This is a genomic window from Streptomyces sp. NPDC046805 (assembly GCF_040645355.1).
Classification (GTDB): Bacteria; Actinomycetota; Actinomycetes; order Streptomycetales; family Streptomycetaceae; genus Streptomyces.
Genome location: NZ_JBEYYC010000019.1, coordinates 29602 through 51972, shown reverse-complemented (window position 1 = coordinate 51972; position 22371 = coordinate 29602). Strand labels below are relative to the sequence as shown.

Annotated in this window: 22 protein-coding genes and 1 pseudogene; 17 read left to right on the top strand and 6 right to left on the bottom strand. The window is 71.7% G+C overall.

Annotated features, from left to right (window positions below; all coding sequences use genetic code 11):
• The first annotated feature begins 84 nt into the window (after positions 1-84).
• The 6 genes and pseudogenes from ABZ910_RS21315 to ABZ910_RS21290 form a co-directional block, all read left to right on the top strand.
• Positions 85-2949, top strand: a complete 2865-nt coding sequence (locus ABZ910_RS21315; protein WP_361367205.1) for a GNAT family N-acetyltransferase — start codon at positions 85-87, stop codon at positions 2947-2949.
• Between the two features lie 130 nt (positions 2950-3079).
• Complete coding sequence (locus ABZ910_RS21310) at positions 3080-3676, top strand: DUF5998 family protein (RefSeq protein ID WP_361367203.1); 597 nt, start codon at positions 3080-3082, stop codon at positions 3674-3676.
• The gene (locus tag ABZ910_RS21305) at positions 3676-4866 is read left to right on the top strand and encodes a nucleotide pyrophosphatase/phosphodiesterase family protein (RefSeq protein ID WP_361367200.1); all 1191 of its coding nucleotides are present in this window, start codon (positions 3676-3678) and stop codon (positions 4864-4866) included. Before ABZ910_RS21310 ends, ABZ910_RS21305 begins: the two co-directional genes overlap by 1 nt.
• A gap of 49 nt (positions 4867-4915) precedes the next feature.
• A complete protein-coding gene (locus ABZ910_RS21300) occupies positions 4916-5566 on the top strand; it encodes a thymidine kinase (RefSeq protein WP_361367197.1) in 651 nt (216 codons plus the stop codon).
• A 37-nt stretch (positions 5567-5603) separates the two neighbouring features.
• Positions 5604-5837, top strand: coding sequence for an FCD domain-containing protein (locus ABZ910_RS21295; RefSeq protein WP_361367194.1), 234 nt, complete (start codon positions 5604-5606; stop codon positions 5835-5837).
• Positions 5779-6138 (top strand): annotated as a pseudogene (locus ABZ910_RS21290) (transposase); the annotation flags it as partial. The gene ABZ910_RS21295 and the pseudogene ABZ910_RS21290, both read left to right, overlap by 59 nt.
• Before the next feature lie 382 nt (positions 6139-6520).
• On the opposite strand, the gene ABZ910_RS21285 reads toward ABZ910_RS21290, so the two are convergent.
• Entirely contained in the window at positions 6521-7315 is a 795-nt protein-coding gene (locus tag ABZ910_RS21285) for a VOC family protein (protein ID WP_361367191.1), read from the bottom strand.
• Between the two features lie 314 nt (positions 7316-7629).
• Here ABZ910_RS21285 and ABZ910_RS21280 point away from each other — a divergent pair, with 314 nt between their 5' ends.
• On the top strand, positions 7630-8481 hold the full coding sequence (locus tag ABZ910_RS21280) for a sulfurtransferase (RefSeq protein WP_361367188.1): 852 nt from the start codon (positions 7630-7632) through the stop codon (positions 8479-8481).
• Between the two features lie 85 nt (positions 8482-8566).
• On the opposite strand, the gene sepH is transcribed toward ABZ910_RS21280, so the two are convergent.
• On the bottom strand, positions 8567-9598 hold the full coding sequence (gene sepH, locus ABZ910_RS21275; RefSeq protein WP_361367185.1) for a septation protein SepH: 1032 nt from the start codon (positions 9596-9598) through the stop codon (positions 8567-8569).
• A gap of 470 nt (positions 9599-10068) precedes the next feature.
• Between sepH and ABZ910_RS21270 the strand changes: the two genes are divergently transcribed.
• The gene (locus tag ABZ910_RS21270; RefSeq protein WP_361367182.1) at positions 10069-10839 is read left to right on the top strand and encodes a hypothetical protein; all 771 of its coding nucleotides are present in this window, start codon (positions 10069-10071) and stop codon (positions 10837-10839) included.
• Here ABZ910_RS21270 and ABZ910_RS21265 read toward each other — a convergent pair.
• On the bottom strand, positions 10763-12082 hold the full coding sequence (locus tag ABZ910_RS21265) for a D-arabinono-1,4-lactone oxidase (protein WP_361367179.1): 1320 nt from the start codon (positions 12080-12082) through the stop codon (positions 10763-10765). The two genes, ABZ910_RS21270 and ABZ910_RS21265, sit on opposite strands and share 77 nt — an antisense overlap.
• Entirely contained in the window at positions 12042-13280 is a 1239-nt protein-coding gene (locus ABZ910_RS21260) for an MFS transporter (protein ID WP_361367176.1), read from the bottom strand. The genes ABZ910_RS21265 and ABZ910_RS21260 overlap by 41 nt, the downstream gene beginning before the upstream one ends.
• 183 nt (positions 13281-13463) lie before the next feature.
• On the opposite strand from ABZ910_RS21260, the gene ABZ910_RS21255 reads away from it, so the two are divergent.
• Both ABZ910_RS21255 and ABZ910_RS21250 read left to right on the top strand, forming a co-directional pair.
• Complete coding sequence (locus ABZ910_RS21255; protein WP_361367174.1) at positions 13464-14591, top strand: ferrochelatase; 1128 nt, start codon at positions 13464-13466, stop codon at positions 14589-14591.
• Entirely contained in the window at positions 14588-15427 is an 840-nt protein-coding gene (locus tag ABZ910_RS21250; protein ID WP_361367171.1) for an inositol monophosphatase family protein, read from the top strand. The genes ABZ910_RS21255 and ABZ910_RS21250 overlap by 4 nt, the downstream gene beginning before the upstream one ends.
• A 215-nt stretch (positions 15428-15642) precedes the next feature.
• On the opposite strand, the gene ABZ910_RS21245 is transcribed toward ABZ910_RS21250, so the two are convergent.
• Positions 15643-15816 carry a hypothetical protein gene (locus ABZ910_RS21245; RefSeq protein WP_361367168.1) on the bottom strand — a complete coding sequence of 58 codons (174 nt, stop codon included), beginning with the start codon at positions 15814-15816 and terminating at the stop codon, positions 15643-15645.
• A gap of 466 nt (positions 15817-16282) precedes the next feature.
• Here ABZ910_RS21245 and ABZ910_RS21240 point away from each other — a divergent pair, with 466 nt between their 5' ends.
• From ABZ910_RS21240 to ABZ910_RS21225, 4 genes are all read left to right on the top strand, one after another.
• A complete protein-coding gene (locus tag ABZ910_RS21240) occupies positions 16283-16936 on the top strand; it encodes a response regulator transcription factor (RefSeq protein ID WP_361367165.1) in 654 nt (217 codons plus the stop codon).
• Between the two features lie 6 nt (positions 16937-16942).
• Positions 16943-18202 carry a HAMP domain-containing sensor histidine kinase gene (locus tag ABZ910_RS21235; protein ID WP_361367162.1) on the top strand — a complete coding sequence of 420 codons (1260 nt, stop codon included), beginning with the start codon at positions 16943-16945 and terminating at the stop codon, positions 18200-18202.
• A gap of 392 nt (positions 18203-18594) precedes the next feature.
• On the top strand, positions 18595-18891 hold the full coding sequence (locus ABZ910_RS21230) for a DUF4193 domain-containing protein (protein ID WP_005481602.1): 297 nt from the start codon (positions 18595-18597) through the stop codon (positions 18889-18891).
• Positions 18892-18904: 13 nt separating this feature from the next.
• The gene (locus ABZ910_RS21225; RefSeq protein WP_361367159.1) at positions 18905-19861 is read left to right on the top strand and encodes a hypothetical protein; all 957 of its coding nucleotides are present in this window, start codon (positions 18905-18907) and stop codon (positions 19859-19861) included.
• A gap of 20 nt (positions 19862-19881) precedes the next feature.
• On the opposite strand, the gene ABZ910_RS21220 is transcribed toward ABZ910_RS21225, so the two are convergent.
• On the bottom strand, positions 19882-20349 hold the full coding sequence (locus tag ABZ910_RS21220) for a DUF3093 domain-containing protein (protein WP_361367156.1): 468 nt from the start codon (positions 20347-20349) through the stop codon (positions 19882-19884).
• 57 nt (positions 20350-20406) lie between these two features.
• Here ABZ910_RS21220 and ABZ910_RS21215 point away from each other — a divergent pair, with 57 nt between their 5' ends.
• From ABZ910_RS21215 to ABZ910_RS21205, 3 genes are read left to right on the top strand one after another with little or no spacing between them, the layout of a single operon-like run.
• Positions 20407-20991, top strand: a complete 585-nt coding sequence (locus ABZ910_RS21215) for a PaaI family thioesterase (protein ID WP_361367154.1) — start codon at positions 20407-20409, stop codon at positions 20989-20991.
• Entirely contained in the window at positions 20988-21548 is a 561-nt protein-coding gene (dut, locus tag ABZ910_RS21210) for a dUTP diphosphatase (protein WP_361367151.1), read from the top strand. Before ABZ910_RS21215 ends, dut begins: the two co-directional genes overlap by 4 nt.
• A gap of 1 nt (position 21549) precedes the next feature.
• Positions 21550-22308, top strand: a complete 759-nt coding sequence (locus ABZ910_RS21205) for a DUF3710 domain-containing protein (RefSeq protein WP_361367148.1) — start codon at positions 21550-21552, stop codon at positions 22306-22308.
• Positions 22309-22371 lie beyond the last annotated feature (63 nt).

Here is a 22371-nt window from a genome sequence, read left to right as displayed (position 1 = left end):
CGTCGGACCGCGGCCTCGGTCCAACTTCCGCCCTCCACAGACTGCCTCGCGCCGCTGTCGCCCGCGAGCCGTACTCTGGGGCCCATGCAGACCCCGGCGGACCGCAGCGACCGGCACGAGTACCCCGCCCATTGGGAGGCGGACGTGGTGCTGCGCGACGGCGGCACCGCGCGCGTCCGGCCCATCACCGTCGACGACGCCGACCGCCTGGTCAGCTTCTACGAGCAGGTCTCGGACGAGTCGAAGTACTACCGCTTCTTCGCGCCGTATCCACGCCTGTCCGCCAAGGACGTTCACCGCTTCACCCACCACGACTTCGTGGACCGCGTGGGGCTTGCGGCCACGATCGGCGGTGAGTTCATCGCCACCGTACGCTACGACCGCATCGGCGCCGGAGGGGTGCCCGCCTCCGCGCCGGCCGACGAGGCGGAGGTCGCGTTCCTGGTCCAGGACGCGCACCAGGGGCGCGGGGTCGCCTCCGCCCTCCTCGAGCACATCGCGGCCGTCGCGCGCGAGCGCGGCATCCGCCGGTTCGCCGCCGAGGTGCTGCCCGCCAACACCAAGATGATCAAGGTGTTCACGGACGCCGGTTACACCCAGAAGCGCAGCTTCGAAGACGGCGTCGTACGCCTGGAGTTGGACCTCGAGCCCACCGACCGCTCGCTCGCCGTGCAGCACGCGCGGGAGCAGCGTGCCGAAGCCCGGTCGGTGCGACGGCTGCTGACGCCCCGTTCCGTCGCCGTCGTCGGCGTGGGCCGTGCCCCCGGCGGGGTGGGCCGCAGCGTCCTCGGCAACCTCAGGGAGGCCGGATTCACCGGCGACCTGTACGCGGTGAACCAGGCCCTCGCCGAGGAGGCCGGGGACGTCGACGGGGTGCCCGCGTACCGCTCCGTGCGGGACATCGGGGGCACGGTCGACCTCGCGGTCGTCGCCGTCCCCGCCGAGCAGGTGCCCCAGGTGGTCGCCGAGTGCGGCGAGCACGGGGTGCAGGGGCTCGTGGTGGTCTCCGCCGGGTACGCGGAGAGCGGCCCCGAAGGGCGCGAGCGCCAGCGCGAACTCGTCCGGCACGCGCGCGCGTACGGCATGCGGATCATCGGGCCGAACGCCTTCGGGATCATCAACACGTCCGAGGAGGTACGGCTCAACGCCTCGCTGGCCCCGGAGATGCCGCGCCCCGGCCGGATCGGCCTCTTCGCCCAGTCCGGGGCCATCGGCATCGCGCTGCTGTCCCGGCTGCACCGGCGCGGGGGAGGGGTCACCGGGGTCACCGGCGTGTCCACCTTCGTGTCGTCGGGCAACCGGGCCGACGTCTCCGGCAACGACGTCATCCAGTACTGGTACGACGACCCCGACACCGACGTCGTCCTCATGTACCTGGAGTCGATCGGCAATCCGCGCAAGTTCACCCGCCTCGCGCGGCGGACCGCGGAGACGAAGCCGCTGGTGGTGGTGCTGGGGGCGGGATCGGCGCCCACCGGCCACGCGGTACGGGCCACGCGGCTGCCGCCCGCCACGGTGTCCGCGCTGCTGCGCCAGGCCGGGGTGATCCGCGTCCACACGATCACCGAGCTGGTGGACGCGGGGCTGCTCCTCGCCAGGCAGCCGCTGCCCCGCGGGCCCCGGGTGGCGATCCTGGGCAACTCCGAGTCGCTGGGGCAGCTGACCTACGACGCCTGCCTCTCCGAGGGGCTGCGGCCGCTGCCTCCCCTCGACCTCACGACGGAGGCGACCGCGGACGGCTTCCACCGGGCGCTCGCGCGGGCGCTGGCGGACGACGCCTGCGACGCGGTGGTCGTCACCGCCATCCCGGCGATCGGAGAGGCCTCCCCCGGCGACGCGGAACTGGCCGAGGCGCTGCGGTCGGCCGCCGCCGCGGCTCCCGCGAAGCCGGTGCTCGTCGTGCACGTGGAACTCGGCGGACTGGCCGAGGCGCTGTCGGCGGCGGCCAGCACCGCGCCGCAGGCGGACGCGAACACGGCCGACACCGCGGCCGACGATGCCCACCCGCTTCCCCCTGCGAAGCGCCCGCCGACCGCGCCACCCGCCCCCGAGACGTCGGACACCCCCGACATCCCCCGGAACGTCTCCCGCCTCATCCCCGCCTACCCCGCCGCAGAGCGGGCCGTACGCGCCCTCGCCGAAGCCGTGAAGTACGCGCAGTGGCGGCGGGAGGCCGCCGATCCGGGGAAGGTGCCCGAGTACGAGGACATCGACGAGAAGGGGGCCGCCGAGCTGATCGACGGCCTGCTCGCGCGCGGGCAGGGCCTCACGCTCGGCACGCAGGAGTCGAGCGAGCTCCTCGGCACGTACGGCATCCACGTCCGCCGGGCCCTGCCCGCCCCCACCCCCGACGCCGCCGCCGAGGCCGCCCGCGCCGTCGGCTACCCGGTGGCCCTGAAGGCCACCGCCCCGCACCTGCGGCACCGCGCCGACCTGGGCGGCGTACGGCTCGACCTGGCGGACGAGGAGCAACTGCGCAGGGCGTACGCCGAGTTGACGGACCTGTTCGGGCCGCCGGAGGAGCTGCGGCCGGTGGTCCAGGCGATGGCGCCCCGGGGCGTCGACACCGTCGTACGGGCCGTGATCGATCCCGCGGCCGGGGCCGTGGTGTCCTTCGGGCTGGCCGGGGCCGCCTCGCAGCTCCTCGACGACATGGCGCACCGCCTGGTCCCGGTGACCGACCGGGAGGCGACCTCGCTGGTGCGCTCGATCCGGACGGCACCGCTGCTGTTCGGCTGGCGCGGCTCGACGCCGGTGGACACCCCCGCGCTCGAGGAGCTGCTGCTGCGTGTGTCCCGGCTGGTCGACGACCACCCCGAGGTGGTCGCCGTCACCCTGGAACCGGTCGTCGTCGCCTCGCACGGCCTGAGCGTCCTCGGCGCCACCGTACGGCTCGCGCCGCCACCCGCCCGGGACGACCTCGGGCCGCGGACGCTGCCGGCGTACTGAGGGGGAGCGGACCATGCACGCGCGTGGAGAGGACCCTCGCACGCGAGCCGGTCCCCGTCGTGCCGTCGTGCGCGTGGGGCCGTCCCCGATGCCCGCGACTGGCCCGGAGCGCCCTTGCCCACGGATTAGGATGGACGTCATGGCCAAGACCAGTACGACGACCCAGGGGCTGCGTGCCGCGATCGAGCGCAGCGGCTACTACCCGGCACTCGTGGCCGAGGCGGTGGAAGCCGCCGTGGGCGGCGAGCCCATCCGGTCGTACCTGGTCCATCAGGAGACGACGTTCGACCAGAACGAGGTGCGGCGGCACGTGACCGTGCTCGTCCTCACCGGCACCCGCTTCATCGTGAGCCACACCGACGAGCAGGCCGCCGACGGTACCTCCCCGACGCCGTACGCCACGACGTCCACGGAGTCGGTGAAGATCGGCCGGATCTCGTCCGTCGTGGTCAGCCGTGTGGTCGCCAACCCGGAGCAGTACACGCCGGGCACGCTGCCCCGCGAGGTCGTACTGACGATCGGCTGGGGCGCTGTCTCCCGGCTCGACCTGGAGCCCGCCGCCTGCGGCGACCCCAACTGTGAGGCCGACCACGGCTACACGGGCAACTCGACGGCGGACGACCTCAGCCTGCGCGTCAGCGAGGCGGGGGACGGCCCGGAGACGGTGCGCCAGGCGCTCGCCTTCGCGCAGGCCATCTCCGAGGCGACCGCGGACCCCACCCACTGATGGCGCAGCCCACGGCCTGGGATCACCCCGAGCCCCTCGCCCTCGACACCGCCCCGCTGCCCGAGTACGGCACCGGCTCGCTCGCCGACCTGCTGCCCACGCTGGCCGCCGGCATGTCCGTACCGGGCATGACCGCCGCGATCCCGGAACTGGCCCCGGCCGACCGCAACTGCGTCTTCCTGATCGACGGCCTCGGCTGGGAGCAGCTGTGGGCGCACCCGGACGAGGCACCCTTCCTGACCTCGCTGCTCGGGAGTTCGCGCGGCGGCACCGGTCGCCCGCTCACCGCCGGCTACCCGGCGACCACCGCGACCTCCCTCGCCTCCGTCGGCACCGGCCTGCCGCCCGGCGCCCACGGACTGCCCGGCTACACGGTCCGCGACCCGGCCACCGGCGCGCTGATGAACCAGCTCCGCTGGCAGCCGTGGACCGACCCGTACACCTGGCAGCCGTACCCCACCGTCTTCCAGCTGGCCGAGGCGGCGGGCGTACACGCGGCCCAGGTCTCGTCGCCCGCCTTCGCGAGCACCCCGCTGACCAAGGTCGCCCTCAGTGGCGGAACGTTCCTCGGGCGGCTGACCGGCGAGGACCGCATGGACCTCGCGGCCGGGCAACTGGCCGCCGCCGACCGTTCCTTGGTGTACACGTACTACGCCGAGCTGGACGGCGCCGGCCACCGCTACGGCGTCGCCTCCGACACCTGGCGCGGCCAGCTCATGTACGTCGACCGGCTCGTCCAGCGCCTCGCCGAGCAGCTCCCGCCGCGCAGCGCGCTCTACGTCACCGCCGACCACGGCATGGTCGACGTGCCCTTCGACGAGCAGCACCGCATCGACTTCGACGAGGACTGGGAGCTGCGCGCCGGGGTCGCCCTGCTGGGCGGCGAGGGCCGCGCCCGCCACGTCTACGCGGTGCCGGGCGCCGCCGACGACGTCCTGACCTGCTGGCGCGAGGTGCTCGGCGAGCAGTTCTGGATCGCCTCGCGGGACGAGGCGATCGAGGCCGGGTGGTTCGGCCCGGCGGTCGACGAGCGGGTGTACGCCCGCATCGGCGACGTGGTCGCGGCCGCGCACGACGACGTCCTGATCACAGCCTCCGAACGGGAGCCGAAGGAGTCGCTGATGGTCGGCAACCACGGGTCGATGACCCCGGCCGAGCAGCTGGTGCCGCTGCTCGAAGTACGCTCCTGAAGCTCCCTCCCCGCCTGACCACGACCTGCCGAAAGGTGCTCAACCTCCCATGCCCGAGCTGGTGTTCTTCTCCGGAACGATGGACTGCGGGAAGTCGACGCTGGCGCTGCAGATTGCGCACAACCGCTCGGCTCGTGGTCTGCAGAGCGTGATCTTCACGCGGGACGACCGTGCGGGGGAGGGCAAGCTGTCGTCGCGTCTGGGGCTGGTGACCGAGGCGGTGGAGGCCACGCCGGAGCTGGATCTCTATGCGTTCGTGGTGGAGTGTCTGTCGCGGGGCGGCAAGGTCGACTACGTCATCGTGGACGAGGCGCAGTTCCTGTTGACCGAGCAGATAGACCAGCTGGCGAGGATCGTGGACGATCTGGACCTCGATGTGTTCGCGTTCGGTATCACCACGGACTTCCGGACCAGGTTGTTCCCGGGTTCGCAGCGGCTGATCGAGCTGGCGGACCGGGTGGAGACGCTGCAGGTCGAGGCGATGTGCTGGTGCGGGGCACGGGCCACCCACAACGCTCGCACGGCGGGCGGCGAGATGGTCGTCGAGGGTGAGCAGGTCGTTGTGGGGAACGTGGGCGTGGCCGCGGAGGTCGTCGGGTACGAGGTCCTGTGCCGTCGTCACCATCGCAAGCGGATGACGAGCGCGGCGGCGCGAGCGGCGGCTCTGTCGCCTGACGTGCTGCCGGTGACATCGGGCTGACCTGCGCTGCCGTGGCGATGTCGGGCTCGAGGCGGCGTTGGCTGACGTTGGCGGTGACCACAGCCGACGCGACGACACATCTCCCGAGCAGGTGATCGCGGAGCACGGCCGCATCTACGAAGCACTGCGCCACCGGGATGGCTACGAGGCCCAGATGGCCATCCTCGAACACATCGCTGCGAACGAACGACGGCTGCTCGGCTTGGTCTGCCACCGCGCAGATCATCCTCGCCGAGATCGGCGCGGACATGAGCCGCTTCCCCACCTCTGAACACCTGGTGTCCTGGGCCGAATTGTGCCCCCGCACGATCCAGTCCGGAGCGAAGAACACCTCGGGGCCGGCCGGGCAGGGAAACCCCTGGCTTCGCGTGATGCTACGGACCGTATCGTCGCTCTCCCTTGCAGGGCCTTTGACGCTGGGCTGCGACGCCGCCAGCCTGCTACCGGGCCTCCTGGCAGCTACCCGGACCGGATTTCCACCGGCAGGCGACGACGAGCTTCCGAACAGCGAGAACACCGCTACATTACGGTGTCACCTCCGATTCTCGCGGGCGCAGGAAAAGGCTCATTGACAACCGTGCGCCGCATCCTCACCACACTCGGCCTCGAGGCATCGGTGCCCAATGCCGGTCACCTGCTCTCCGGCGCCTTCTGACCGGTCTCCGGCGGGCAGGGTGCGCGGTCACCTGACGTGCCATTGTCGGTGTCGGTCCTCTGGTCAGGCTGGCTGAGGCGATCGCCGTCGGGGTGCGGTCTCTGTGCAGCGCAATCGGTCGGAGCCCCTGAGCAGCTAGGACATCCCTAGTGCTGGGCCTTTTTGCGGTGAACGCGGATGCTGGCGGGAGCGTCGGGGTAGTTGCAGTCCGCCCCGGGGCACCGCTTCCAGTAGCCGTTCTAGAAGGCATCCTGGAAGGTTGCTGCCGCAGCCCGAGCACTCGCTCCGCCCGGCCTCGTTCAGCGCGCGCTCTGGATCACCGAGAACCTCGCCCCCTCCGGATCCGCCACCGTCGCCACCCGCCCCTGCGGGCTGTCGCAGACCGGTTTCAGGACCTGGCCGCCCAGCTCCAGGACCCGGTTCAGCGTCTCGTCCGCGTCGCCGACCTCGAAGTACGTCAGCCAGTGCGGACCCCGCTCCCGGGGCAGGGTGTGGCCCACGCCCTGGATGCCGGCGACCGGGCGGCCCTCGATGTGCAGGGTCACGTAGTCGAAGTCGGCGGACACCACCGGATCCTGCGTGTAAGGGAACACGGTGGCGTAGAACTTGGCGACGCTCACGGTCTGGAAGGTGAGCAGCTCGTTCCAGGCGGGCGTGCCGGGTACGCCGGTGACAGCCGCGCCGAGGCGTACCGCCTCCTGCCAGATGCCGAACACCGCGCCCGAGGGATCGGAGGCGATGGCCATCCGGCCGGCCTCGGCCGCGTCCAGGGGGCCGACGGCCACGGTGCCGCCGCACAGCCGTACCGTGTCGGCGGTCCGGTCCACGTCGTCCGAGGCGAGGTAGGGCGTCCAGGCGATCGGCAGATGGCGGTCCGGTGGCAGCTGGCCGATGCCGGCCACCTCCTGCCCGTCGAGCAGGGCCCGGACGTAGGGACCGAGCTGCTGGGGCCCGGGCCGGAACTCCCAGCCGAACAGGGCTCCGTAGAACTCCTCGGTCGCGGCCAGCCCGTGCACCATCAGGCTCACCCAGCAGGGCGTGCCGGGCGCGTGCGTGTCGCCGTTCGGGCCGGCCGACCCCCGTGCCTCGGTCATCGTCACTCTCTCCCCGGCCCCTCGCGGTGGCCGTGTCGCTTCCGCTCTCCGGGCCGGCGTGCCGCAGCCGCGTGCACAGCCCGTGCCGATGCTCGCACCCTCCGTGGCGCCGTGCGCCGCGGCCGCGCCGCCGCTCGGCGGTGCTGCCGCGAGGGTGTCCGATCTGCCGCTTCTCGCCCGTCTATGCATGCTGTGGGCCGCCCCTCAGGCGCACAGCATGTGCTCGATCCCGTACGCCTCGTGATCGAGCGTGTCCGGCGGAGCACAGTAGTCGTACCTGGACGATGCGGCCACCCCTGGCGTATGGATGGGACATGAACGACATCATCAGCGCGACAAGCCTTGCGCACGCCCTCGCGGGCGACCGTCCGCCCGTACTGCTCGACGTGCGCTGGCAGTTGAGCGTGACGAAGGCGGCAGGCGCCGCCGAATTCGACGGTCGGGCCGCGTACGAGGCGGGGCACCTGCCCGGCGCGGTATTCGTCGACCTGGACGAGGAGTTGGCCTCGGCGCCGGGGAAGGGCGGCCGGCATCCGCTGCCCGACCTGGCGGAGTTCGGCACCGCGATGCGCCGCGCGGGCGTGTCGTCCGGCAGGCCGGTCGTCGTGTACGACGGCGGTCAGGGCTGGGCCGCGGCCCGTGCCTGGTGGCTGCTGCGCTGGACGGGCCACCCGGACGTGCGGGTCCTGGACGGCGGACTGCCCGCCTGGGAGGGGCCGTTGGCGACGGACGTCCCCACGCCTGCCGAGGGCGACTTCGAGCCCGTGCCGGGAGTGGCCGGCCTGCTCGACGCGGACGGCGCCGCGGCGCTGGCCCGGTCGGGGCTGCTGCTCGACGCCCGGGCCGGTGAGCGGTACCGGGGTGAGGTGGAGCCGATCGACCCGGTCGGCGGGCACATCCCGGGCGCGGTGTCCGCGCCGACGACCCGGAACGTCGGGCCGGACGGCCGCTTCCTGCCCGCGGCGGAGCTGAGGGCGCGCTTCGCGTCGCTCGGCGCGTCCGACGCGGTGCCGGTGGGTGTGTACTGCGGCTCGGGCGTCTCGGCCGCCCACGAGGTGCTGGCGCTCGCGGTCGCGGGCATCCCCGCGGCGCTGTACGCGGGTTCGTGGTCGGAGTGGTCCGCGGACCCGTCCCGTCCGGTGGCCGTCGGACCCGACCCTCAGTAGCGGCCGGAATCCTCGGCGACAGGCAGAAGAGGGGCTCGCATGCTCACGAGCCCCTCCTCCTATGGCATTTCGGCCGTACGACCGGCTACTCCTGCTTCTTGCGCCGCGTCCCGAAGACGATCTCGTCCCAGCTGGGGACGGCCGCCCTGCGGCCGGGGCGGACGCCGTCGGCCTCCGCCTGGCGGTCGGTGGCACCGACGAGACGGTCCCGATGGCTGCCGACGGAGCGCGGCATGAGCACGTCCGCGTAGGCGGAACCGGCCGAGGCCGCCGGGGCGGGCGGCTCCTCCTCGGCGGGTTCGGGATCGGGCTCCTCCGGGGACTCCGCCGGGCGCTCGGGGACCACGAGGTCGCCGCGGAAGCTCGGCACCGCCTCCAGCAGGCTGGTCAGCGAGTCGCGCTCACCCGTGCTCTCCTCGGCGGGCTCGGACGCCTGCGCCGGCAGGCTCGGCCGCTCCCGGTCCGAGGCCCGTTCCAGCGCGCGCTCGCGCGGCAGCCGGGCGATGCGCGGCACGAACGGAAAGCTCGGCTCGGGCGCGGCGAGGTCGTCGGACTCACCGATCAGCGAGCGCGCCTCGTCGTCGACGGCCTGGACGAGCCGCCGCGGCGGGTCGTACGTCCAGATCGCCGAGTGCGGTTCGCTCGCCACCCGGTAGACCAGCAGGACCTCCCAGGTGCCGTCGTCGCGCCGCCAGGAGTCCCACTGCACGGTGTCCTTCTCGGCGCCGCGCAGCAGCAGCCTCTCCTGGACGGCCTCGCCGAGCAGCGGGCCGGAGTTCTCGCCGGGCCGGCGGACCGGGGTCTTGCGGGCCCGCTCCGCCATGAAGGCGCGCTCGGCGAGCACCGGGCCCTCGAACCGTCGTACACGGTCGACGGGGATGCCGGCGAGCTGGGCGACCTCTTCCGCGGTCGCGCCCGCGCGTATACGGGCCTGGATGTCGCGGGGGCGGAGATGGCTCTCCACCTCGATCTCGATCTGACCGAGGCGGGGGCGGTCGCCGCGCACGGCGGCCCGCAGCCGTTCGTCGATGGGGAGGGTGTACTCCGTGGAGTCGGCAGCCTTCAGCACCAGCCGTGTGCCGTCATTCGAGACGGCCACGACACGCAGTTCGGGCATGGGGACCTCCCGGGTGGTGCCTGCCGACGTCACGTGCGTCGCTGCTTCCGCTAGTCGAGTGTGGCCTGCCCGGGTGCAGCCTGCCACAACCTTGCCGAGTTGCCCGGCGTGTCGGGCGTGGGCCCGGGAGCGCCGTTATGGCACGGTTACCTATTTGCAACGCTAAGTGACCAACTCCGTCACCCTGTGCAACATGCCCCCTCCCGGCGGTCCCGCAAGGCCGCGGACATCCTGGCGGGAGGCCGGACCCAGGGCTCGCAACAGTACTCCATTTGGGCCACGTGCGTGGATTGGCGCGCCGCTCAACTTCCGGCAAGGGCTGTGACTTGGTCGCCCGCTGCCGGGTTATCGTGATCACGGACGTGGCGTACTTCACGAAATCTCCGCAACCGGAACTAAAAATTCCGTTCGCACGTCCCCTTCTCGTGCAGTCAGTCGATCACGTACGGGAAGGCAGGCAAGGGACCGGAATGAGTGAAAGGCCCTACGCCAAGCCCGATGCCAAGAGGAAGCGGTTCGACCTGAGCGTCCCTCAGGTCGCGGGCACTGCCATGGCCGCGGTCGCGGCCGCCAAACTCGCGTCCTACTTCGGTGTCTACGGGACGATCCTCGGTGCCGGATTGGTCAGTATCATCGCCACCTGCGGTGGCTCCGTCCTCCAGCACCTCTTCAGGCGTACCGGCGAGCAGATCCGTGACGCGGCCGTCACGGCCAAGCCCGCGGTACCGGCGCCCCCGCCCCCCGGTGAGTTCACGGACGGCATCGTCTACCGCGCGCGGATCGCCAGCTGGAAGCGTCCCGCGCTCGCCGCCGCCCTCGTCTTCGGACTCACCATGGGCGGCATCACCGTGTACGAACTGGTGTCCGGCGACAGCTTCAGCGGCGGCAAGGGCACCACGCTCACCAACGCCGTCACCGGCCACAACGAGGGACCGTCCCCGAAGCCCGTCGGCGACGAGCCCACGGCGCCCGGGTCGACCCCGTCGCCCACCACGTCGGGCGCACCGTCGTCGACCGGCTACGGCACGCCCTCGGGCAGCGCTCCGTCGAGCGGGACCCCGTCGGGGAGCGCCTCGCCGAGCGGCGCTCCGACGGCCGGCACGACGTCCGCGCCCGCTCCCACGGACACGGCCGGTACGCCCACCTCCCCGCCCAGCGGTTCGGCTACGACCCCAACACCCTCCTCAAGTAGTCGTTCCGGAAGCGCCGCTCCGGATCGAGTCTTTCCCGTAGTGCCGTGAACTCGCCGAAGCGCGGGTAGGCCTCGGCGAAGTACTCCGCGTCCCGCGTGTGCACCTTGCCCCAGTGCGGGCGGCCCTCGTGCGCGGTGAGGATGCGCTCGGCCGCGGTGAAGTACGCGTGGTACGGCGTGCCCTTGAACATGTGCAGGGCGATGTAGGCGCTGTCCCGGCCGGAGGCGGTGGACAGGGTGATGTCGTCGGCCGGGGCGGTGCGCACCTCGACCGGGAAGCTGAGCCGCAGACCCGAGCGGTCGACCATCGCCCTGATCTCGCGCAGGCTCTCGACGAGGGCCTCGCGCGGGACGGCGTACTCCATCTCCACGAAGCGCACCCGGCGCGGCGACGTGAAGACCTTGTAGGGGATGTCCGTGTACGTCCGCGCGGACAGGGCCCTGCTGGAGACCTGGGCTATCGCCGGGACCGCCGCGGGTGCCGCCCGGCCGACCCACTGGGCCACCTGGAACACGCCGTTGGAGAGGAACTCGTCCTCGAACCAGCCGCTGAGCTGCCCGACCGGCTGCTCCGGGCCCGCGCTGCGGTTGTTGCGCTTGGTGTTGGCGCTGCCGGTGTGCGGAAACCAGTAGAACTCGAAGTGCTCGTTCTCGGCCCAGAGCTGGTCGAACTCGGCGAGCACCCGGGCCAGCGGCATCGGTTCCTCGCGCGCGGAGAGCAGGAAGAGCGGCTCCACACGGAAGGTGACCGCCGTCACGATGCCTAGGGCGCCGAGGCCGATGCGGGCGGCGGCGAAGACATCGGGGTGCTCCGTCCGGGAGCAGGTGAGCACCGAGCCGTCGGCCGTGACCAGTTCGACGCCCTCGATCTGGGCGGCGAGGGAGGCGGACTCGCGGCCGGTGCCGTGGGTGCCGGTGCTGATGGCCCCGGAGACGGTCTGCTCCATGATGTCGCCCATGTTGGTGAGCGACAGACCCTCCCGGGCCAGGGCCATGTTGAGTCGCTTGAGCGGGGTGCCGGCTTCCACCGTGACCGTCATGGACTTCCGGTCGATGGCGCGGATCCCCGTCAACAGTTGAGGGCGGATCAACACACCGTCGGTGGCGGCGATCGAGGTGAAGGAGTGCCCGGTGCCGACCGCCTTCACCGTCAGGCCGTCCTCGGCGGCCCGGCGTACGGCCGCGGCGAGCTCCTCCACGGAGGCGGGAGAGACCTCGCGCGCGGGACGCGCGGCGACGGTCCCCGCCCAGTTACGCCACGTGCCGTTCTCCCCGTTCGCTGTGCTGCTCAACGGTGCCTCCCCGAACCGTGGCCGGCCTGCTGAGCCGGCGGTACCCGAGGAGACCGACCGTGACCGCGACGGCCCCGGACACGGCCGGAACCCCGTACCCGGCGTGCGCGCCGGCCGCGTCGATCACCCAGCCGGCCACGGACGAGCCGAGCGCGACCCCGACCGCGAGGCCGGTGCTCACCCACGTCATCCCCTCGGTGAGCTTCGCGCGAGGTACGTGCTCTTCGATGAGGGACATCGTCGTGATCATCGTCGGCGCGATGGTCAGGCCCGCAGCGAACAGCGCCACGGCCAGAAACGGCAAGTCTCCGACCAGTAGGAGGGGGATCATACTCACAGCCATCGCGCACACGCCCAGCAGCCACCGGCGTTCCGGCGCCCCCGAGAAGCGCAGCAGCCCGAACACCACCGCGGCCACGCACGAACCCGCTGCGTACAACGCCAGGACCACACTCGCGACGCCCTTGTGGCCGCGCTCGTCGGCGAAGGCGACGGTGACCACGTCGACCGACCCGAAGATCGCCCCCGTGGCCGCGAAGGTGCCGACCAGCACCTGAAGCCCGGCCGAGCGCAGCGCCGAACCGCCGCTCGCGTGCCCGCGCGGGTGCGGCAGCGGCTCGGTGGCGCGCTGGGCGGTCAGCCAGAAGACCCCGGTGGCCAGGAAGCAGGCGGCCAGCAGCGGCCCCGCCTCCGGGAACCACGTCGTGGACAGGCCGATGGAGATGATCGGCCCGAGGATGAAGCAGACCTCGTCGACCACGGATTCGAGCGAGTACGCGGTGTGCAACAGCGGGGTACCCCGGTACAGGGCCGCCCAGCGGGACCGGACCATCGCGCCGAGGCTGGGCACCGAGCCGATACCCGCCGCGCAGACGAACAGCACCCACTCAGGCCCCCCGAAGTGGGCGGTGAGCAGCAGCGAGGTGGCCGCCATGATCGCCACCAGGGTCGCGGGGCGCAGCACCCGACGCTGCCCGTAGCGGTCCACCAGCCGGGATATCTGCGGTCCGATCGCCGCGGCCGACAGCGCGATGGTGGCCGACAGCGCGCCCGCGAGCCGGTAGCGCCCGGTGAGCTGGGAGATCATCGTCACCACGCCGATGCCGGTCATCGACAGCGGCATGCGGCCGAGGAGCCCCGCGGCGCAGAAGCCCTTGGTGCCGGGAGCGGCGAACAGGGCGCGATAGGGGCTGGGCACGGGGTCTCCGACGGCTCGGTAAGGCGTGAACGCGGCGATACAGCTTACGAGTCGCAACACCCCTCAGGCACCCGCATAAATCCCCGCCGGAACCCCGAAGCCAGGCCGGGCACCCCGCCCAGGCTCCCCACCCCACGTTTCCGGCCATTTCCCGCTGTCAGTGCCGGATGGCAGGATCGAGGCATGCCAGAAGCGCTCGATGCCACCCCCTACGACGCCCTGCTCCTGCTCTCGTTCGGCGGCCCGGAAGGCCCGGACGACGTGGTCCCGTTCCTGGAGAACGTGACGCGTGGGCGCGGCATCCCGAAGGAACGCCTCAGGGAAGTCGGTCAGCACTACTTCCTGTTCGGCGGCGTCAGCCCCATCAACGACCAGAACCGCGCCCTCCTGGAAGCCCTCCGCAAGGACTTCGCCGAGCACGGCCTGGACCTGCCGGTCTACTGGGGCAACCGCAACTGGGCGCCGTACCTGACGGACACCCTGCGGGAGATGGCCGCCGACGGCCGGCGCCGCGTCCTGGTGCTGACCACCAGCGCCTACGCCTCCTACTCGGGCTGCCGCCAGTACCGAGAGAACCTCGCGGACTCCCTGGCAGCGCTCGAGGCCGAGGGTGTGGAGCCCCCGAAGACCGACAAGCTCCGCCACTACTTCAACCACCCGGGCTTCCTGGAGCCCATGATCGACGGAGTGCTGGCCTCCCTCGAGGACCTCCCTGAGGACGTCCGTGAAGGCGCCCACCTCGCCTTCACCACCCACTCGATCCCGACCTCGGCCGCGGGCACCTCGGGCCCGGTGGAGGACCACGGCGACGGCGGCGCGTACGTCGCGCAGCACTTGGACGTGGCCCGCCTCATCGCCGAGGCCGTCCGCGAACGCACCGGCGTGGACCACCCCTGGCAGCTGGTCTACCAGTCCCGCTCCGGCGCCCCGCACATCCCGTGGCTGGAGCCGGACATCTGCGACCACCTGGAGGAGCTGCACGGCTCCGGCGTCCCGGCGGTCGTCATGGCCCCCATCGGCTTCGTCTCCGACCATATGGAGGTCCTGTACGACCTCGACACGGAGGCCACGGCCAAGGCCGCGGAGCTGGGCCTGCCGGTGCGCCGATCGGCCACCGTCGGCGCCGACCCGAGGTTCGCGGGCGCGATCCGCGAGCTGGTCCTGGAGCGCGCCGCAGCCGAGAGCGGCCGGGAGATCACGCCGTGCGCCCTGGGCACGCTGGGCCCGAGCCACAACCTGTGCCCGGCCGGCTGCTGCCCCGCCCGTTCCCCCCGCCCCGCCGCCGCGGGCGCCGACAGCCCCTACGCATGAGGAGCCTCGTGACCCGCCCCCTTGGTGACCCCCTGCACGCGGACCTGCTCGCGCTGGCCCAGGAAGCCGCCCGCCGCGCCGGCGACCTCCTGCGGGACGGCCGCCCCGCCGACCTGACGGTCGCCGCGACCAAGTCAAGCCCGATCGACGTCGTGACCGAGATGGACATCGCGGCCGAGAAGCTGATCACCGACCTGATCTCCGGCCGCCGCCCCGACGACGGCTTCCTCGGCGAGGAGGGCGCCTCCAGCGAGGGCACGAGCGGCATCCGCTGGGTGATCGACCCGCTCGACGGCACGGTCAACTACCTCTACGGTCTGCCCACGTGGGCCGTCTCCATCGCGGCCGAGCAGGACGGGGAAACGGTCGTAGGCGTGGTCGCCGCCCCGATGCGCGGCGAGACGTACCACGCGGTGCGCGGCGCGGGTGCCTGGGCCACGGGCGCCTGGGAGGGCGAGCGCGAACTGACGTGCCGCCCCGCACCACCCCTGGACCAGGCCCTGGTCTCCACCGGCTTCAACTACGTGGCCGAGGTCCGCACCCACCAGGCCGAGATCGCCGCGAAACTGATCCCGCTCCTCCGCGACATCCGCCGCAGTGGCTCGGCCGCGGTGGACCTCTGCGACGTGGCCGCGGGCCGCCTGGACGGCTACTACGAGCGCGGCCTCAACGCCTGGGACTACGGCGCGGGTGACCTGATCGCCCGAGAGGCAGGAGCCCTGACCGGCGGACGCCCAGGACAGCCCCTGTCACGTGACCTGACGGTGGCAGCCACCCCGGGCATCTTCGAGCCCCTGCAGCAACTACTGGACGACCACGGCGCCTGGCACGACTGACGCCCCGCATGCCCCCAGTCAACGGCCACATACCCCCACGGCCAACGGCGAGGGCCCGCCAACGGCCACTGTCCCGACGCGTCGGCCGTGAGAGAGCCGAAGGGGCGCGCCGGTGTCGAGAGCACGAAGGCGCGGAGGCCCGAAGGGCTGAGCACGATCGCATTCTCGACACCGGCTTCGGCGCCCCGCAGACGAACGAACAATCAAGCGAGCGATCAAACGCTGCTCGCGCCAACCTCCACCCCATGCTCAGCAGCGAGCCGGCGCAGGTCCTCCAGCTCGCCCTGCTCCACGTCGACGAGGAAGTCGTCGCCCTCGTCACGAGCCCGCGACAGGTCGGACTCGGTTGCCTTTATGCGCTGCAGAAGTCCTGTGGTGAAAGCGTCCATGCTGCGCCCCCTCGTCCAGGGTCGTGGGTCGGTGGCACGGGCTGTGCCGTTGGGAAAGGGGCGATCACGTCTCTTGCTGGTGCCCAGCGCTGCCCTGCCGGGCGGCGACGGTGCCGGACACCCACGCCCACTCTGCGCGAAGCGGATCATGGGTACCGCATGGTGCTGCGACACATGCAGAGCGTGATCGCGGGGTGTACAAGCGGTCCTCCCCCCGCTCTCCCCGACGGAAACCTCAACTGGAGGGGAAAATCCCGCATTCTCGCTCCAGGACCCGATCCGTCCGCCCAACCCGACCACCCGCTGCCCCCGCCCAGCGCCCCGCCCCCGGATCTCTCCACCCGGTCCCCCGGCTTACCGCCGACTTATGGCGGAAAAGGGCAGGATGGAGGTCACACCCACGAAGGCCCCTGCCCGCGCGTGCTCACCGCGCGCTACGCGGGTGGACAGAGGAAGGACAAGCGACGTGCGCGTACTCGTCGTCGAGGACGAGCAACTGCTCGCCGATGCGGTGGCCACCGGACTGCGCCGGGAGGCCATGGCCGTCGACGTCGTGTACGACGGTGCGGCCGCCCTGGAGCGCATCGGCGTCAACGACTACGACGTGATCGTCCTCGACCGCGACCTCCCGCTCGTGCACGGCGACGACGTCTGCCGCAGGATCGTCGAGCTCGGCGTTCCCACGCGCGTGCTGATGCTCACCGCCTCCGGCGACGTCAGCGACCGCGTCGAGGGGCTGGAGATCGGTGCCGACGACTATCTTCCCAAGCCGTTCGCGTTCAGCGAGCTCATCGCGCGCGTGCGCGCCCTCGGTCGGCGCACCAGTGTGCCGTTGCCGCCCGTCCTGGAGCGTGCCGGGATCAAGCTCGACCCCAACCGCCGCGAGGTCTTCCGCGAGGGCAAGGAGGTCCAGCTCGCGCCCAAGGAGTTCGCCGTGCTCGAGGTGCTGATGCGCAGCGAGGGCGCCGTCGTCTCCGCGGAGCAGCTCCTGGAGAAGGCCTGGGACGAGAACACGGACCCGTTCACCAACGTCGTACGCGTGACGGTCATGACCCTGCGCCGCAAGCTGGGCGAGCCGCCCGTCATCGTCACCGTCCCCGGCTCCGGCTACCGGATCTGAGTCATCGTGGCCACGACACCCGCGCCTCCCCAGACACCGCCGAAGCCCACCTGGGACCCGAGAAGGCCGCAGGCCCCGTTCCCCTGGCTGCGGCCGACCATCCGGATACGGCTCACGCTGCTGTACGGCGGCATGTTCCTGATCGCCGGCATCCTGCTGCTGTCGATCATCTATCTGCTCGCCGCGCAGGCGCTGAACACGGGCAACGAACCGCTGTTCAAGATCGTCAGCGGTACGGCGATCAAGGTCTCCAGCGAGAACTGCCCCGCGATCAACACGGCGAGCCTGCCGCTGTCCGACTTCAACGACGCGATCGCCCAGTGCATCGACCATCAGCGGCAGGTCGCCCTGGACAACCTGCTCAGCCGCTCGCTGCTGGCCCTGCTGGGCCTCGCCGTGATCGCGTTCGCGTTCGGCTACGCGATGGCCGGCCGCGTGCTGACCCCGCTCGGCCGGATCACCCGCACCGCGCGCGCGGTGGCCGGCTCGGACCTGTCCCGCCGTATCGAGCTGGACGGACCCGACGACGAGCTGAAGGAGCTCGCCGACACCCTCGACGACATGCTGGAGCGGCTGCAGCGCGCCTTCACCGCGCAGGAGCGCTTCGTCGGGAACGCCTCGCACGAGCTGCGCACCCCGCTCGCGATCAACCGCACGCTCCTCGAGGTGCACCTGTCGGACCCGAACGCGCCCGTGGAGCTGCAGCAGCTCGGCAAGACGCTGCTGGCGACCAACGAGCGCAGCGAGCAGCTCGTGGAGGGGCTGCTGCTGCTCGCCCGCAGCGAGAACGAGATCGTCGAGCGCAAGCCCGTCGACCTGGCCGAAGTTGCCTCGCAGGCCATCGACCAGGTGCACGCCGAGGCGCAGGCCAAGGGCGTGCGGGTCAGGGGCGACCTCAAGCCCGCGGTCGTCCAGGGCAACGGCGTCCTGCTCGAACGGATCGCCCTCAACCTGGTCCAGAACGCGGTGCGCTACAACCTGCCGGAGGACGGCTGGGTCGAGGTCACCACCGACGTCCAGCAGGGGGTCCAGCAAGGGCACGCGGTGCTGACCGTCGCGAACACCGGGCCGGTCGTGCCGGCGTACGAGATCGACAACCTCTTCGAGCCCTTCAGACGGCTCCGTACGGAGCGCACAGGCAGCGACAAGGGTGTCGGCCTGGGACTGTCCATCGCGCGGTCCGTGGCCCGCGCACACGGCGGTCACATCTCGGCGCAGCCGCGAGAGGGAGGCGGGCTGATGATGCGTGTCACGCTGCCGCTCTGATCGCGTTCCGACACACGCGGGGATGTTCGCTTTGCGCGGAATTCTCAGACCGCAGACAGTGGCTCACTGTGTGTGATCAATCACACGGGCGGTTTTCCGACTATCTACTCTCCGTGATCACAATCGCGTGCGTAAAGCCGGGAAAATCCGGGTTTTCAGGGGTCTTGATCACGGGAAGTACACGGTGGGACGCCTTTGAGGTGCGATATTCGGACCGTGTACGGTCCCCATCGCCATCCAACCCGAGCGCTCTCGAGGAGTTCGGTTGGGTGTCGATTGAGTAACAGACCTTGATGTGAGGCAAAATCTCCGCCTCGGGTCGGGCACAAGTCCGGCCTCTCACGCGTTACGTGCGCTGGAGACACCGCAGACACCCAGAGGGGGAGAGCGACATGGCAACCGATTACGACACTCCACGCAAGACCGACGACGACGTCGACTCGGACAGTCTTGAAGAACTGAAGGCCCGGCGCAACGACAAGTCGACCTCCGCGGTCGATGTCGACGAGTTCGAGGCCGCCGAGGGTCTCGAACTGCCCGGCGCAGACCTCTCGAACGAGGAACTGGCCGTCCGGGTGCTGCCCAAGCAGCAGGACGAGTTCACGTGCATGAGCTGCTTCCTGGTGCACCACCGCAGCCAGCTGGCCCGCGAGAAGAACGGCCAGCCGATCTGCCGCGACTGCGACTGAGGGTGGGTCGGCCGTGACTGGCTCGACCCCTCCTCGGAAGCGCCGCTTCCTCCCGCAGGGAGCGGACCAAGGGCCGTCGGACGGCCCGCACGGTGCGCGTGACGACGAGCGGGGCTCATCCGGTACGGGGGCCTCGCTCGAGTCGGCCGACCGGGGTGACCGCCCGGAGCCGGCCGAACGTAGGGCACTCGTCGCGCGGCGACGGGCCGCTGCCTTCCGCCGTAAGGCATGGGAGGAGTTCCACAAGGCCCGGGAAGGCGTCCGCAAGGCCACTGGCCGCGCCGGCACGGCTCTCGGGTACGTCGTCCACCAGATCATCGACAACACCCCGCGGATCCCCGTACGGGACCTCGCGACGCTGCGCCGGCAGTTCCCGGGCCTCGGGCCCGAGGAGCTCGCGGACAAGCTCGTCGCGGGCGCGGTGAAGGCGACCGCGACGGTCGGAGCCGGGGTCGGGGCGGCGGCGATGCTGCCCGTACCGCCCGCGATGCCGACCGAACTGGCCGCGGAGGTCACCGGGGTAGCGGCGGTCGAACTGAAGCTGATCGCCGAGCTCCACGAGGTCTACGGCGTACGACCGCCGGGCGGCCTCAAGGAGCGCAGCACCGCGTATCTGTCCTCCTGGTCGGGGGAGCGCGGGATCGACGTGATGAGACCGTCGACGCTCAACACCGCCCTCGGTCTCCAGATGCAGCGCGAGATGCGCCAGCGGATCGCGAAGCGGACGCTGCGCAACATGCCCAACCTGATGCCGTTCATGGTCGGCGCGGCCGTCGGCGCGGTCATGAACCGTCGGGACACCAGAAAGCTGGCCGAGCGGATCCGGGCCGACCTGCGCAAGATCCAGGTCCCCTGGGACGCGCTCCCCGAACAGCCCCCGCTCGAGCCCCCGGCGGAGCCGCTGCGGCTGGACGAGATCCCCAAGGAGTTCCCCAGGGGATTCCCCGAGGACTTCCCCAAGGATTCCTGAGGCAAGGATTCCCGAGGCCCCTAGACCGCGGCCGCCCCACGGGCGGCATCGATCGCGGCGGCCAGCCTCTCCGGCTCCCGGCTCGACAGGTACAGATACGGCGTCGGGTCCTGCGGGTCGGTGACCTGGACGCGCAGAGCCGTCGGGATGTAGGCGCGCAGCAGCAGGAAGGCGCGGGTGTCGGCCTTGTAGGTGCGCCAGGCGCGCGCCTCCTCCGCGTCCAGGACCTCCCATGCGCCCAGGGCGGACACCGGGACCTTCGCCTCGCCGGCGATCAGGTGGTCGCCCACGACGCGGATGCGGACGGCACCGTACGAACTGGCCACCACCGCCGCGGCCGCCGTGCCGCCGACCAGCCCGCCCAGCATCGGCAGCGTGCCGAAGGGGAGCAGGATCAGGGCGAACGAGACACCGACCAGGAAGCTGATCAGCCACCAGGAGCGCGGGGCGGTGAGGCGTTCTTCGTAGGGGCCGGCGGAGAGCTGCATGAGCCAAGCTTGGCACGGTGTCGGGAGGGTCCCGACGCGCGGGTAAGGTCTGCGCCTGTGATTGGTGGTTCAGCAGCACTCAAGCCTCCGGCCGGCGCCGTGCAACCGGTGCGCCATCCCGATGCCCCCGCGCCCGGCGAGCTCCTCGGCTCGCACTACGGGCAGTGTTTCGGCTGCGGTGGTGACCAGCCGCACGGGCTGCATCTGGAGGCCCGGGCCGGGGAGGGCGTGGCCCTCACCGCCGAGTTCACCGTCCAGCCCGCCCACCAGGGCGCCCCCGGCCTCGCCCACGGCGGCGTGCTCGCCACCGCGCTCGACGAGACCCTCGGCTCGCTGAACTGGCTGCTGCGGACCATCGCCGTGACCGGGCGGCTGGAGACCGACTTCGTCCAGCCCGTACCGGTGGGCACCACGCTGTACCTGGATGCCGAGGTGACCGCGGTCGCCGGCCGGAAGATCTACTCCACCGCCACCGGCCGGATCGGCGGCCCCGCGGGTCCGGTCGCCGTCCGCGCCGACGCCCTCTTCATCGAGGTCCGCGTCGACCACTTCATCGACCACGGCCGCCAGGAGGAGATCCAGGCCGCCATCAGCGACCCCGACCAGGCCCGGCGCGCCCGCGCCTTCGAGGTGAACCCGTGAGCCCCGTACGCCCCGACCCCGTGAACGTCCTGATCCGCCGCGTCGACCCCGACGTACCGCTTCCGGAGTATGCGCACCCCGGCGACGCGGGAGCCGATCTGCGGACCACCGAGAGCCGCGAACTGGCGCCCGGAGAGCGGGCCGTACTGCCCACGGGAGTGTCGATCGCCCTCCCGGAGGGGTACGCGGCCTTCGTGCACCCTCGATCCGGTCTCGCCGCCCGCTGCGGTGTCGCCCTGGTGAATGCCCCGGGGACGGTTGATGCCGGGTACCGTGGGGAGATCAAGGTGATCGTGGTGAATCTCGACCCGCGCGAGTCCGTGCGGTTCGAGCGCTTCGACCGGATTGCCCAACTGGTCGTCCAGCAGGTCGAGAAGGTCCGTTTCCAGGAGGTCGCGGAGCTTCCCGACTCGGCGCGGGCCGAGGGGGGCTTCGGGTCCACCGGGGGTCATGCCGCGGTGGGCGACGAGAGCGGCACAAGCGGTCAGGCCGCCGACGGCGGTCGGACGGGTGGGAATCGATACGCTTCGGTCGTATCCGACCGGGAAGGACAGTGACGTGTTCGGACGTCGCAACAAGAAGGGTGCCGCCGAGGACGCGGCCGGCGAGGCCGAGCAGGTCGTCGACAGCGTCGACACCGAGGCGGACGAAGAGTACGAGCGCGTGCGGCTCGAGCCCGAGCCGCGGCCCGACGGGCCCTGGGACGCCACCGAGGTGCGCGAGCCGGGCGAGGGCCGCGTGGACCTCGGCGGGATGTTCGTGCCGGGCGTCGACGGCATGGAACTGCGGGTCGAGGTCGCGGGCGACGCGATCGTCGCGGCGACCGTCGTCCTGCGCGACAGCGCCATCCAGCTGCAGGCCTTCGCCGCGCCCAAGCGCGAGGGCATCTGGGGCGAGGTGCGCGAGGAGATCGGTTCCGGCATCACCCAGCAGGGCGGCATCATCGACGAGGTCGAGGGCCCGCTGGGCTGGGAGCTGCGCGCCCAGGTGCCCGTGCAGCTGCCCGACGGCACGAGCGGCTTCCAGGTCGTGCGGTTCGTCGGCGTGGACGGCCCCCGCTGGTTCCTGCGCGGGGTCATCTCCGGCCAGGGCGCGGTGCAGCCGCAGGCCGCCGGCCTCCTTGAGCAGATCTTCCGCGACACGGTCGTGGTCCGCGGCGAGGGCCCGATGGCACCCCGCGACCCGATCGTCCTGAAGCTCCCGAACGACGCCCAGATGGTCCCCGAGGGCGTCCAGCAGGAGGAGCAGAGCGGCTCCCGCTTCTCCGGCGGCATGGGCCAGCTGCAGCGCGGCCCGGAGATCACCGAGGTCCGGTAAACCCCGGTACCCGGACACAGCGAGCGCACGAAGGGCCGTATCCCGAAGTCGGGTACGGCCTTT

Coding starts and splice junctions, on each gene's coding strand:
- ABZ910_RS21310 (WP_361367203.1), top strand. CDS start 3,080: ATGGACGTCATGGCCAAGACCAGTACGACGACCCAGGGGCTGCGTGCC.
- sepH (WP_361367185.1), bottom strand. CDS start 9,598: ATGCCCGAACTGCGTGTCGTGGCCGTCTCGAATGACGGCACACGGCTG.
- ABZ910_RS21255 (WP_361367174.1), top strand. CDS start 13,464: ATGCCAGAAGCGCTCGATGCCACCCCCTACGACGCCCTGCTCCTGCTC.
- ABZ910_RS21315 (WP_361367205.1), top strand. CDS start 85: ATGCAGACCCCGGCGGACCGCAGCGACCGGCACGAGTACCCCGCCCAT.
- ABZ910_RS21230 (WP_005481602.1), top strand. CDS start 18,595: ATGGCAACCGATTACGACACTCCACGCAAGACCGACGACGACGTCGAC.
- ABZ910_RS21250 (WP_361367171.1), top strand. CDS start 14,588: ATGAGGAGCCTCGTGACCCGCCCCCTTGGTGACCCCCTGCACGCGGAC.
- ABZ910_RS21270 (WP_361367182.1), top strand. CDS start 10,069: ATGAGTGAAAGGCCCTACGCCAAGCCCGATGCCAAGAGGAAGCGGTTC.
- ABZ910_RS21280 (WP_361367188.1), top strand. CDS start 7,630: ATGAACGACATCATCAGCGCGACAAGCCTTGCGCACGCCCTCGCGGGC.
- ABZ910_RS21220 (WP_361367156.1), bottom strand. CDS start 20,349: ATGCAGCTCTCCGCCGGCCCCTACGAAGAACGCCTCACCGCCCCGCGC.
- ABZ910_RS21305 (WP_361367200.1), top strand. CDS start 3,676: ATGGCGCAGCCCACGGCCTGGGATCACCCCGAGCCCCTCGCCCTCGAC.
- ABZ910_RS21300 (WP_361367197.1), top strand. CDS start 4,916: ATGCCCGAGCTGGTGTTCTTCTCCGGAACGATGGACTGCGGGAAGTCG.
- ABZ910_RS21245 (WP_361367168.1), bottom strand. CDS start 15,816: ATGGACGCTTTCACCACAGGACTTCTGCAGCGCATAAAGGCAACCGAG.
- ABZ910_RS21285 (WP_361367191.1), bottom strand. CDS start 7,315: ATGACCGAGGCACGGGGGTCGGCCGGCCCGAACGGCGACACGCACGCG.